Raw genomic sequence first — 12,843 nt, forward strand, 5'->3', positions numbered from 1 at the left:
GTTGCGGTCGTCCGACGCCGTCGCAGCGGTCGCGTTTTGGAGTGCGTTTCGCACGGACGGGGAAGGGGAAACACAAGGGGATGGAGGGGGTGACGGACGTCTCAGGTTTCCGTGTCGGTCCCGGCGACGACGTTCGTGTCGCTGGTGCCCGAGAGCTGGACCCACGTCTCTCCGTCGGTCGAAACCTGCACCGGGCCGAAGCTGTAGGCGTTGCTCTGTTCGGTCGAAGCCGGCGCCTCCGCAAAGTAAGTCGCCGATACGTCGCTCGCCTCACCGAGGTAGACGTACTGGACGTCGCCCGCCTGCTCGACGCGCTCGACGTCTTCGCTGTAGCTTTCGAGGACGTCCCACTCCGGCGGCACCGCGTCGCGGACCCGCACCGACTCGCTGGCGGTGACCGAGACATCGACCTGGTCGGTCTGGCCGCCGGTGAAGGCGTCGCCGTCGTCGCTCCGCGTCCCCGACGCCGTGAACCCCTGGACGGTGGCGGTCGAGAGGTCGAAGTGGACCTGAACGTCGTCGCCGTTGACGACGCCCGGCACGTTCACCAGCTTCGCGACGACGTAGTGGACGCCGCCGTCGGTGGTGAACGTCGCCGAAGCGTCGCCCTGTAGGCCCTGGGCCCGGGCCACGACGTTCGGCTCGCCGTTCTTCGCGGGGTTCTCGGCGTCGTAGACGAACAGGTCGACGTGGGGCGAGCCTTCGGCCGCGCCCTTGTCGCCGCCCGAGAGGTGGCTGAAGGTGACCGAAACCTCGTAGGTGCCCGCGCCCGCGTCGAGGTAGCCCGCGGCGGCCCGCTCGTCGTCGGGGACGTTCAGGCCGACCTCCTCGCCGGTGGTGGCTCCGGGCGCGAGTTCGCGCGTCACGGCGTCGATGGCCGGCCCGGGGTTCACCCGGCCGTAGCCCTCGAAGGGGTCGCGGCCGCCGAAGTCGTAGGTCGGGGCCTTCGCGCGGTGGTACGGCGCGGCGGTGAGCGCGGTTTCGGTCGCGGTGGCGAGCAGCACCTGCTTCAGCCGCATCACGTCGCCGAACTTCGAGTCGTCGGGCGCAGGCAGCGCGATGGCGTCGGGGGCGTCCTCCTCCATGGCCTGAGCGACCAGTCCGGAGACGCCCGTGGCGTAGGGCGAGGCCATCGAGGTGCCGGCCTTGCCGGTGTAGTCCCGAATCGCCGGCTGTTCGTCCTCGGGAGTGTCGGCCTGCCCGGCCTTCGCGGCGTTGGCGAGGTCGGTCAGCGTGCCGCCCGGCGCGGTGACGTCGGGTTTCATGTACGCGCCCCCCTCGTCCTCGTCTACCGCCCCGATGCCGCCCGAGGAGTAGCCCGAGATACCGTCGAGTGGGCCGGTCGCCACCACGGAGACGGCCTCGTCGGCGACCGCCGGCGAGCCGTTACCGTTCGCCGGCGTCGCGGCGTTGCCCGCCGCGGCGCAGGTCAGGATGCCGGCCTCGGCGATGTCCTTGATGACGCCCGGAATCCGGTCGAGGGTGCCTGCGGCAGCGCCCAGGGGCAGGCCGCCGACGTAGCCCCACGACATGTTGACCGTCCGCATCTCGAAGAGGTCGGCGAACTCCTGGGCGTGCCGACCGAGGTCCTCGGTCGGCGCCGAGAGCCCCTGCAGGCACACGATGCTCTGGTCGGGTGCGAGTCCGGTGTGGAGGCCGACCTCGCCGCCCGCACTGCGGTCGGCGACCGTCTCGTCCGGGTCGCGGAACGCGCCGACGGTGACCGTCTCGACGTAGGCCGCCGTCGCCTTCTCGCCCTCCGCGGTCTGGACGTAGACGGTGTAGGTCCCCGACCGCTCGGCGGGCGCCTCCACCACGTTGTTGTCCCACTCGCTGGCGTCGCTGGTCGCGGTCGAACTGTCGAGGGTCCGGCCGTCTGGTCCCTCGATACGCATCTCGATGAGGTCGCCGTAGGCCGACCCGAAGACGCCCGTTCCCGCCTCCGCCTCGACCTCGTAGCTCAGGTAGTTACCCGTCACCGCCGACAGCGCCGACCGCGGCGCGTCCGATTGGACGCTGTCGGAGTCGACGGCGCTCGCCCGACCCGTCCCGGCCATGATGGACGAGCAGTGGCTCCCGTGGCCGTCGGGGTCGCGCGGTCGCTTCCGCAGGCCGTAGCGGGAATTCGGGTCGTACCAGCCGACCGCCTTGGGGGTGTCGGGCGTCGGTTCGTCGCCGGTTCCCTCGAAGACGACGCTCGGGTCGTAGGTCTTCACCGTCCCCTCGATCTCGTAGTAAGTGCCCGAAATCTCGTAGTTCGTCGTCGTGTTGATGTACGCCTCGACCGCGAACCGGTACGTCCGCCCGGCTTCGACCGGTGCGGAGAGTTTCTCGGGCATGCTGGCCGTCGCGGCCCGGGCGGCCGTCTCCCATCGCCCGTCGACGCGCTCGTCCAGTCGGAACTCCAGGTCGTTCGACGCGTCGACGTTCGGCGACCACGACAGTTCGGCGTCGAGTTCCTCGACGCCCGAAGGTGCGGTGAACTCGTGGTACGTCTCCTCGCCGGTGGCGAAGGTTCCCGGCCCCATGGTGCCCGAGAACGATTCCGTGTCGCCGGTCTTCGTCCGGGTGACGTCGTTCTCGTCGGGCTTGGTCAGTTTCACCTGGCCGTCCTCGACGAACGCCCGGACGCCGTTCCACGGCCCGAGGTCGGGGTGGCGCACGTCCTGTCCGCTGTCGGTCAGCGCGAGCGTCCGGTCGGGGCGCCCCCGATAGCCGCGGTCCCAGGCGTGCTGGGCCTCCCGCGCCCGCCAGTTCCGGAACCGGCCGTCGAACGCGTCGCCGGCCGCCGCGCCTCGCCCGACCCCGAGTCCGAGCAGACTCGCCGCGCTCGCGGTTCCGCTCGCCTGCAGAAACGTACGCCGGGTGACGCCGTCGTAGTTCGCTTTCTCGTCGTCGGCTTCGCCGTCGTTGGTCCGGTCGTCCCCTGTCATGTGTTGGTTCGTAACACCGTACTATTACAATCTAGATACTGGGAAAATGGCTTTTGGCAAAACCGTCCAAACGTCTTGACTCAACGGAACTTTCCACAACAGTACCGACAGCTACCCTACTATTTTTGGTCGTTCCCCGCGTGGTACCGAACGGTTGGTGTGATGGCACGATGTACCATGCGAGTCGCGCTGGCGGTCGTCCTCCTCGTCGCGGTCTGGTCCGCGCTGGCGGCGGCCGCGCCGAACGCACCGGAACGCCTCGACGCGACCGGCGTCCGGTCGAACGATTCAGTCGACGTCGACGCGACCGACGACGCGACGACGCTACTCGGCACGACGACCGCCGAGCCATCGCTCTCGCCGGGGACGGAAACGCCGACTTCGGAGACGACGGTCCTCGATACGACGGTTTCGGAGACGACCGTTTCCGACACGACCGTCCTCGACGCGACCACGACGGTTCTCTCCTCACCTACGAACGACACCGAGACGACGCTGCCCTCGACCTCCTCGCTCGCGGACTCGACGAACTCGACTCTCGCCGACCCGTCGCTCTCGACCCCGACCGGACCGAGTACCCTGTCGACCGAATCGTCCGGGTCCGCCGACGCCGACCTCACCGCCGGGACGAACCTCCTTGCCGGTCGACTCGACGGTGGGGAGTTCGACAGCGGGAACCTCGACAGCGGGAACCTCGACGGGTCGACTCCCGTCGGTGGCGAGACGGTCACCCTCGGCGACCGTCTCGCCACCGACGCGGCGGGCGAAGACGAACGAGGCGCCGAAACCGCCGGGTCCGAAGGGAGCGACGCCGGGAACCAGGACTCGGCGGACCACACTGTGAGCGCCGGAGTCGACGCGGGTGTAGTTGCAGATAGGCCCGACGAACCGGCCGCCCCGCGCTCGGCCGAGCGCGAGGCGGCCGACGGCGACGGGACGCCGATTCCGGCCATCTCCCCGCGGACGGGCGGTGCGGTCGGCGTCGGCGCGCTCGGGGCGGCCGCGCTGACCGCGTACCTCTCCGACGGCGTCGGAACCGTCTCGGGGGCGACGTCGGGCGCACGTCCCGCGGTCGAGGCCGCTCGCGCCGGGTTCGGCCGGTTCCGGCGACTGGTCGCGCCGTTCCGGTACAGCCGACACGACGACTCCGACCCGCTCGAAAACGAGACTCGGGCCGCGCTCTACGAGACCGTCGAACGCTCGCCCGGAACGTACCTCTCCGCGATTTCGGAGCGCGCCGACGTGTCGCTTTCGACCGCGCGTCACCACCTCGACGTCCTCGAATCGGAGGGGTTCGTGACGGGCGCCAAGGTCCGGGGAAAACGCCGGTTCTATCCCGCGGACGTCGACGACGCGGAACTCGCCGCGGCGCTCGAAGACGAGGGCACCGCGCCGGTCCTCCGGGCGCTCGCCCGTCTCGGCCCCTCCCACGGCGGTCGCCTGGCCGACGACCTCCGGAAGGACCCGAGCACGGTGTCCCACCACCTCTCGCGTCTCGAAGCGGCGGGACTGGTCGAGCGCGAACGCGACGGTCGGGCGGTCGTCAACCGCCTGACTCCCGAAGTTCGGGCGGCGCTCGGCGGGGACGAATCGGACGCCGACTCGCGGACCGTCGCCGACTGAGGGGACGACTCGACCGTCCGAGCCGGATTTTCGCGACCGACTACCCGAGGTCGAACATCTCCGCGGCCTGCTCCATGTCCTTGTCGCCCCGGCCGCTGAGGTTGACCAGAACCACGTCGTCCTTGTCCATCCCGGCGGCGACCTCCTTCGCGAGCGCGACGGCGTGGCTCGACTCCAGCGCGGGGATGACGCCTTCGAGTTCGCTCAGTTCGCGGAACGCCGCCAGCGCGGCGTCATCGTCGACTGCCCGGTAGTCGCAGCGCCCCACGGCCCGGAACATGGCGTGTTCCGGCCCGACCGCGGGGTAGTCGAGGCCCGCCGACACCGAGTGGACCTCGGTGTCCTCGTTCAGCGTCCGGGTCTTCATCCCGTGCATCACGCCGTCCTCGCCCTCCGAGAGCGGCGCGGCGTGCCTACCCGACCCCTCACCCTCGCCGCCGCCCTCCGCGCCGTAGAAGTCGACGTCGTCGTCGCGGAACGCGTGGAACAGTCCGATGGCGTTCGACCCGCCGCCGACGCAGGCGACGGCGGCGTCGGGGAGTTTGCCGGCCTGCTCGCGAATCTGGTCGCGGGCCTCTCGGCCGATGACCGACTGGAACTCCCGGACCATCCGCGGGAACGGGTCCGGGCCGACGGCCGACCCCACGAGGTAGTGGGTGTCCTCGACGTTCCCCGCGAAGTCTTCGAGGGCGGCGTCGACGGCGTCGGCGAGGCCCGAACCGCCGCGGGTGACCTCGTTGACCTCCGCGCCCAGCAGGCGCATCCGGAAGACGTTCATCTCCTGGCGGCGGGCGTCCTTCTCGCCCATGTAAATCTCGGTGTCCAGGTCGAGGAGCGCCCCGACCATCGCGGTGGCGACGCCGTGCTGGCCCGCCCCGGTTTCGGCGATGAGGCGGGTCTTGCCGGCCTCCTCGGCCAGCAGTCCCTGGCCGAGGCAGTTGTTTATCTTGTGGGCGCCGCCGTGGAGCAGGTCCTCGCGCTTGAGGTAGATCTGAGCGCCGTACTCCTCGGAGAGTCGCTCGGCGTGGAACACCGGGGTCGGGCGACCCGCGAAGTCCCGTAGGAGGCCCCGGAACCGCTCCCGGAAGGCGTCGGTGTCGTGAATCTCGTCGAACGCCCGCGCGAGCCCTTCGAGGGGTTCTTCGAGGGGTTCGGGGACGTGGCGGCCGCCGAACTCGCCGAACTGAGCGTCGTCGTGGGGCATGTTCCGTCTTTGAGCGTCCCACGGATATAAATGTACGACTATGGGTATCAGCCGACGTAATTGGGGGCCGATAGTGGAGTATCCGAAAACCGGTCGACGAGCGGTCCGATGACGGTAGCCTACCGACATTCTATCGGGTGCTGATCGGATACCGTTTCGATTGGCCGCCTCGACCCAGTCGCTCGTTCGGTAGCGCCGGCGTCACCGACGAACGTGCGCCAAAGCTTATACTATCTCGGTCACTTCGCGAGGTTGTGAGAAAGCCCTCCACGACGCGTCGACGACTCCTCGCGGGCATCGCCGGCGCCGGCGTCGGTTCGCTCGCGGGTTGCACGTGTCCCGGCGTGAACTTCGACGTTCAGCTACGGGTGGACGTCGTCGAGATAGAGCGATCCGGCGACGGATACGTCGGTCGCGCTGAGGTCCGGACTCCTCCTCGCCCGTGGGACGAGGAGGACGCGAACGAGTACGGAGCGTCGTACGACGACGTCACGTTTCTGGGCTACGACCCGGTTGGCAACGAGACCGTCCGGGTTTCTTTCGGCGAATTCGACCCCGGAACGACCAAACGCCGAACGTTCCGCTCCGCGAGTTTCCCTCTTGTCGTCACCGCGGCGGCCGCGGACGCCAGCACCTCGTCCACTGAGTGTACCTTCGTCGTTACGGGTGCGCAGGTGTGCGGATACCTCGGCTACTTCGACGGGGACGGTCGGGCCGCCGAACGAAGCGGTCACGTCTGGGAGACGCTCCGCCGAAGGGAACTCGACACCCCGCTTCCACCGGATGACCGTGTGTTCGAACGACTGAAATGCAAACACCGCGTCGCGATCCAACCGCATCCACCTCGCCCGCTCGCGAACGGGTCCGACGAGGGCCCGAATCCGGACCTCTCGCTGGTGCCGAACGCCGACTCGTGGGCGGGTCGTCGAATCCCGTTTCCGACGGTTCGCGAGACGTACGAGTTCGGTGCTGGCCGTCGGGCGAACGACGAAGAACTGAGACAGTACGAGGAGTGGGACGCGACGGTTCCGTTCGAGCGCTGTCCGACGGCGATTCGAGAGGCGATACGCGACCACCGACCGATCGGATGGGTGGCCGAATCGGAGTTCTTCGACGGCGTTAGCCGGTTAGAGGGCGAGACGGTCGACGGCCCTGGTCGGTTGCCGACCTGCAACGAGGAGAACGTCTCTTGCGGCGACAATCGGCGAGCAGACTGTCGCGACGGACCGCAGTTCAGGGGCCGATACTTTAGACACCTCCGATATTTCACCGAGTTCGAAGGCGAGGCGTATCCGGTCACCGCTACGTACCAAAAGCGCTGGTTGTCACCGGACGCCCCCGACGACCTCCCGCCCTGCACCGAACGGCGGGAGGAGCAGTTCGAACTCGAAATCGTGCCCGGCTTGAAAGTCCGGGACGAACTCGAAGCGGCCGTGGTTCCGGACTGGATTCGGGGGCACATTCGGAACTACGACGGGATAGGTCGATACTCGGTGCCCCGGGAGAAATGGGAACGAGCGATTTCCATACTACAGGGCCGGTCGGAACCTCAGTTACCGGGGTGTCGGTGGTCGAACGTTCACTGTAACGCCGATTCGAAGGTTCACTGCGGCGAAGGGTTTCGGGAGGCCATCTACTGGACGGCCATCGACGAGGTCCACTGGAGCCTCACGCTGACCTACGAGTGGCGAAACCTTCCGAAGGAGACGGCGAGCGACGAGTGACCGGCAGTCACCGCTCGGGTCCGTTTGCAGTCACGCCACGTTCCGCTCTTCCAGCAGGTCGTCGTCCTCGAAGCGCTCGCTTCCCAGCCCCGAGACGTCGACCAGCGACGCCTCGCCGTCCAGCACCAGTTCGGCCACTATCCGCCCCGTCGCGGGCGCGTGCTGGAAGCCGTGGCCCGAGAACCCCACGGCCTGCACGAACCCCGGCACCGTCTCTTCGAGAATCGGGTGGTGGTCAGGCGTCACCGCGTAGAGGCCGGCCCACCCGCGCCGAATCCGGGTTTCGGGGCCGAAGTAGGTCGCGCAGTCGCCCGCCCGCTCGACGGCCTCGGCCGCCCAGTCGAGGTCCAGTTTGCGCTCGAAGGCGTCGGGGTTCCGGTCGGCGTCTTCCTCCTCGCTCGAGAAGTGGCCGCCGACCAGCGCCGCGCCCTCGCGCTCGGGCCGGAAGTACGACCCCGTGTCGAGGTCGATAGTCAGCGGCACGTCCTCCGGGAGAGGCGTCTCGGGGTCGGCGACGAGCATCTGCCTGCGTCGCGGCGCGACGGGAATCTCGACGCCCGCCGACTCGGCGACCCGCCGTGCCCACGGTCCGGCGGCGTTGACCACGAAGTCGGTTTCGAGGCGGTCGCCGCCCGCCGTCACGCCGACGACCGCGCCGTCGCCGTCTCGCCGTATCCCGGTCACGGGGGTCTTCGTTCGAATCTCGGCACCGGCCTCGCGGGCGGCCTCGGCGAACCCCTGGAGGGCGAGGTGCGGGTCGGCGAAGCCGTCGGTCGGTGAGTACGTCGTGGCGACGAACGCCTCGGCCCGGAGTTCCGGGCAGTGTTCGCGGGCCTCTTCGGGCGAGAGGAGTTCGCTCGGCACCCCGCGGTCGTTCTGCATCGCCACGTTCGCCTCGAAGGCCTCGGCGGTTTCGGGGTCGCGGGCGACGAAGAGGTAGCCCGGTCGCCGGTACTCGATGCTCGTGCCGAACCGCTCCTCGAAGCGCTCCCAGACCGCCACGCTCGCCCGCGAGAGGTCGACGTTGACCGGCGTCGAGAACTGCGAGCGGATGCCGCCGGCCGACCGCTCGGTGCTCCCGCCGCCCAGCGACCCCTTCTCGAAGACGGTCACGTCGGCGCCCCGGTCGGCGAGGAAGTACGCGCTCGCCAGCCCCACGATTCCGCCGCCCACTACCGCGACACGCATCGACCGCCCTCCTGGCACATGAGTCACGGTACCCCCCGGCGAGGATTAACGCTTGCCCCGGTCGCCGGGTTCCGTCCCGCGTTTACGCCCCGTTTAACCGAAACCGCGTGCTCCTCGGACACGACGGATTACCGACCGTTCACCCGGTTCATGCCGTTGTTGCGTGCGCTCTCCCCGTGCGGCGACGGTTCGGCGCGGAGTTCCAGTGTCGGTCGGTACCCGGCCGCCTCGTCTTCGCCGCCGTGTCCGCACGCCACCCCCTCAGCGTTCGCTCACTGTCCCCGGCACGTCGGGCGTCTCTCCGCGCATATGCGCGGAACGTTTCGCTCTTCGACTCGTTCGACGTAAGGGCCGATTACCCCGGGACAAAGACCCCCTAAACGCAGGACGGAACCGTTCCGTCGGCTAAACGATCCTGAACGGACGACTACGTTATCACGCTGACTACGTAACCGATAACAGCGAGAACCGACGCCGGGCCGCGGTCCGTCGCGGGTCGGCGTGGGAGAACTACTACAGAATGAACACAGACACTACAGGGGCAACCGCCGAATCCGCAGCGGCGACCGTCGAAGCCGTACTCGACGGTCGGGAACTCGTCGTGGTTTCGAACCGCGAACCGTACAGCCACTGCCGCGAGGACGGGGAGGTTTCCGTCGACCGCCCCGCGGGTGGGTTGACCGCCGCGCTCGACCCGGTGATGCAGGCCGTCGAGGGGACGTGGGTCGCGTGGGGCGACGGCGACGCCGACCAAGAGGTCGTCGACGAGAACGACCGCGTGGCCGTGCCGCCCGAAGACCCGTCCTACGACCTCCGACGGGTCTGGCTCGACGACGAGCAGGTCGAAGGCTACTACCGCGGATACAGCAACCAGGTGCTCTGGCCGGTGTGCCACTACGACACCGCCAAGATGGAACCGGAGCCGGAGTTCTGGCGCCAGTACCGTGAGACGAACGTCGACTTCGCCGAGGCTGTCGTCGAGGAGGTTCCCGAAGACGGCGTCGTCTGGTTCCAGGACTACCATCTCGGACTCGCGCCCCGACTCGTCCGCGAGGAGCGCCCGGAGGCGTTCCTCGCGCACTTCTGGCACATCCCGTGGCCGTCGTGGGACACGTTCCACGCCTGCCCGCAGTACGAACGACTGCTCGACGGTCTGCTGGCCAACGACGTCGTCGGCTTCCACACCGAGTCGTACGCCCGCAACTTCCTCGACTGCGTCGAGCACGCGACCGACGCGACCGTCGACAGAGGGTCCCGGAGCATCTCCTACCGCGGCCGGCGCACCTACGTCCGGTCGTTCCCCCTGGGCATCGACGCGGCCCGCTACGCCGAACTCTCGACCGACCCGGCCGCCGACGACTACTGGGAGAAGTTCCGCGAGGAGTACGGCGTCACCGACGACACCCGCCTCGCCATCGGCGTCGAGCGCCTCGACTACACCAAGGGCATCGAGCGCCGACTCGCCGCGCTCGAACGCCTCTGGGCGGAGTACCCCGAGTGGCGCGGTCGGTTCACCTACGTCCAGAAGGGGACCGAGAGTCGGAGCAACATCGACGAGTACAGCCAACTTCAGGACCGGGTGGCCGACGCCATCGAGCGGATCAACGACCGGTTCGCCACCGACGACTGGACGCCGGTCGTCTCGCTGACCGACTACGTGCCCGAGGCGGGGCTGGCCGCCCTCTACCGGGAGTCCGACCTCGCGCTCGTCACGCCGGTTCGCGACGGCATGAACCTGGTCGCCAAGGAGTACGTCGCCGCCCAGACCGGCGACCCCGGCGTGCTGATACTGAGCGAACTCGCGGGCGCGAGCGAGCAACTCGGCGACGAGTCCGTGCTCGTCCACCCCTTCGACGAGACGGCGTTCGCCGACGCCGTCGCCGACTCGCTGGAGATGCCCGAGGGCGAGCGCCACCGACGGATGGCCGACCTTCAGCGGGCGGTCCACGCCGAGGACGTCTACGCGTGGCTCGAAGCCCAGTTCGAGACGGTCGCGGCGGTCGAGCGAGGGCGCGGCCCCCGCCGACCCGACGCCAGACCGACCGGCGAGCGCCCCCTCAACCGCTGAGAGAGCGGCAGTCCCGGTTCGACGACCACCCCGACGAACCCCACTAACCTACACGAACTCCGAATCCGACGATGACCGGACACCAGCAGTCGACTCCGACCGACTCGACTTCCGGAGAACCGGACGACGAACCAGCGATTTCCGACGACGTGCCGCCGCTGTTGCGCGAGAACCTCCACGCACTCGTGGAGAAACTCGCGGCCCGCGACGGCCTGCTCGTGTTGCTCGACTTCGACGGGACGCTGGCGAGCATCGAGCGCCGCCCGGACGAGGCGTCGCTGCCCGACCCGACCCGGACGGCGGTCGAACGGCTCACGACCATCGACGACGTGGAGGTCGCCGTCGTCAGCGGTCGGGGCCTGTCGGACCTGCGCGAGCGGGTCGACATCCCCGGCCTCTCGTACGCGGGCAACCACGGCCTCGAACTCCGGGCCGGCGGCGAAACCGAGATCCACCCCGAGGCCCGCGAGGCCGAGGACACCATCGACGAGATTTGCGACGTCCTGGCCCGGGAACTCGCCGACATCGACGGCGCGTTCGTCGAGCATAAGGGCGTCACCGCGACGGTCCACACCCGACTGGTGGCGGACGACCTCGTCCCCACCGTCGAGAACCTCGTGGAGGAACTGGTGGCCGCCCACGACGACGTGCGGCTGACGACCGGCAAGGACGTGCTCGAACTCCGGCCGCGGGTCGAGTGGGACAAGGGCGAGGCCGTCCGGTGGCTCTACGACGAACTCGTCCCCGACGGCGAGCGGTGGTTCCCGATATACCTCGGCGACGACACCACCGACGAGGCGGCGTTCCGCGTCCTCGCCGACGAGGGCGTCGGCATCAAGGTCGGCGACCACCCGCCGACCGACGCGCCCTACCGAGTGAGCGACCCCGAGGCCGTCCGGGAGATGCTGTCGTGGCTCGCCACCTACGGCGTGGAGTTCCTCCACGCCGACTCCGACCGTCTGCCGGTCGGCGCGTGAGGCGTCGACTCCGGTCGGGCGCGCCGGTCGGCGGCAATCGTCGGCGACCGGCGCGGACCGCTGGAGCGGCCGAGCGCGCCGCTCGCGAGCGGCGCGCTCGGCCGTCCGAACCGGCGTAACGCGCCGTTGAATCCGGGAAAGAGTCGGCGAAACGCGACGAACCGTCTGAACGGTCGGTTCAGTTTATCGGCCGAATCGGCCAATCTCCGTACCGACATGGCGACAGACGACGCCGACAGCGAACGCGACGAGGAGCGAGCGTCGGGCGACTCGGAGCGACCGCGCCGACCGCGACGGTTCGGCGCGTCGTCCGACCGGGAGTCGGTCGACACCTACGACAACGGCGGCCGGGAATCGACGGCTGGCGGCCCGCCGTCGGGTCGTTCGGAGGCCGGCGCCCCGAGCGCCGACCGAGCGCCGACCGACCCGAACTCGGGTCGGTCGGCACCGCCCGGGTCCCGTCAGCAGGAGTGGAACGCGGGGAGCGAGACGCCGACCGGCGGCCCGCGCCGGTACGGCTCTCGGCGCGAAGAGCCGCAACCGAGCCAGCACCGGTACGGCTCTCGGCCACCGAACGGGACCGGTAGCCGGCCGCCGGCACAGCGAGGCGGTCAACCGCCTGCACAGCAGGGCGGCCGGCCACAGGCCGAACAGGGTGGCCAGCAACCCGCCGAGCGGGGCGGTCGGCCGTCCGCCGAATCGGGCCGACCGACGGCGTCCGGACCGACCGCCGGTTCGGGTCGGCCCTCGGAGTCGGCTCAGCCGCCGGAGTCGAGTCGGCCACCGGAATCGCGTCGACCACCGGAGTCCGGCGGCCCGCCGGGCTCCGGCCGGAGCGAGGCGGAACGTCCCGACCGGACGGTCGGCGAACCGGCCAAGCGGACCCGTCCGATTCGAGAACCCTCTCGGCCGACCGAGGAGGGCGACCGAGCGGACGAGCAGGGGGCCGACTCCCGGCCGGAGCGCTACGGCGGTCCCCGGGAGACGGTCCGGTGGCGGGGGTCGATTCGCCGCCAGCGCTCTCAACGCCGCTACGAGCAGGAGACGGACCGCCAGTGGGAGCGCCAGCGAGACCTCCAGCGCGACAAGAGCGGTGGCGGGTTCCGCCGCGGTCGGTAGTCGCTCG

Annotated in this window: 8 protein-coding genes; 5 read left to right on the forward strand and 3 right to left on the reverse strand. The window is 69.6% G+C overall.

Annotation, left to right across the window (positions count from 1 at the left end; genetic code table 11):
- Positions 1-101: 101 nt before the first annotated feature.
- Entirely contained in the window at positions 102-2,933 is a 2,832-nt protein-coding gene (locus NGM07_RS14590) for a S8 family serine peptidase (protein WP_253512872.1), read from the reverse strand.
- 162 nt (positions 2,934-3,095) lie between these two features.
- Here NGM07_RS14590 and NGM07_RS14595 point away from each other — a divergent pair, with 162 nt between their 5' ends.
- Positions 3,096-4,556 (forward strand): winged helix-turn-helix transcriptional regulator, encoded by a 1,461-nt coding sequence (locus NGM07_RS14595; protein ID WP_253512874.1) that lies wholly within the window; start codon positions 3,096-3,098, stop codon positions 4,554-4,556.
- A 40-nt stretch (positions 4,557-4,596) separates the two neighbouring features.
- Here NGM07_RS14595 and trpB read toward each other — a convergent pair whose 3' ends face one another.
- Positions 4,597-5,760, reverse strand: coding sequence for a tryptophan synthase subunit beta (gene trpB / locus NGM07_RS14600; protein WP_253512876.1), 1,164 nt, complete (start codon positions 5,758-5,760; stop codon positions 4,597-4,599).
- A gap of 254 nt (positions 5,761-6,014) precedes the next feature.
- Between trpB and NGM07_RS14605 the strand changes: the two genes are divergently transcribed.
- A complete protein-coding gene (locus tag NGM07_RS14605) occupies positions 6,015-7,484 on the forward strand; it encodes a hypothetical protein (RefSeq protein WP_253512878.1) in 1,470 nt (489 codons plus the stop codon).
- 30 nt (positions 7,485-7,514) lie between these two features.
- Here the strand turns inward: NGM07_RS14605 and NGM07_RS14610 are convergent, their stop codons facing one another.
- Complete coding sequence (locus tag NGM07_RS14610) at positions 7,515-8,672, reverse strand: NAD(P)/FAD-dependent oxidoreductase (protein WP_253512880.1); 1,158 nt, start codon at positions 8,670-8,672, stop codon at positions 7,515-7,517.
- Positions 8,673-9,192: 520 nt separating this feature from the next.
- Here NGM07_RS14610 and NGM07_RS14615 point away from each other — a divergent pair.
- From NGM07_RS14615 to NGM07_RS14625, 3 genes are all read left to right on the forward strand, one after another.
- Positions 9,193-10,740 (forward strand): alpha,alpha-trehalose-phosphate synthase (UDP-forming), encoded by a 1,548-nt coding sequence (locus tag NGM07_RS14615; RefSeq protein ID WP_253512882.1) that lies wholly within the window; start codon positions 9,193-9,195, stop codon positions 10,738-10,740.
- A 71-nt stretch (positions 10,741-10,811) separates the two neighbouring features.
- Positions 10,812-11,717: a trehalose-phosphatase gene (gene otsB, locus NGM07_RS14620; protein WP_253512884.1), complete on the forward strand. Its 906-nt coding sequence runs from the start codon at positions 10,812-10,814 to the stop codon at positions 11,715-11,717.
- A 216-nt stretch (positions 11,718-11,933) separates the two neighbouring features.
- Positions 11,934-12,836: a hypothetical protein gene (locus NGM07_RS14625; RefSeq protein WP_253512886.1), complete on the forward strand. Its 903-nt coding sequence runs from the start codon at positions 11,934-11,936 to the stop codon at positions 12,834-12,836.
- The last annotated feature ends 7 nt before the right edge of the window (positions 12,837-12,843 follow it).

This window comes from Halorussus vallis (genome assembly GCF_024138165.1).
GTDB classification, from domain to species: Archaea; Halobacteriota; Halobacteria; order Halobacteriales; family Haladaptataceae; genus Halorussus; species Halorussus vallis.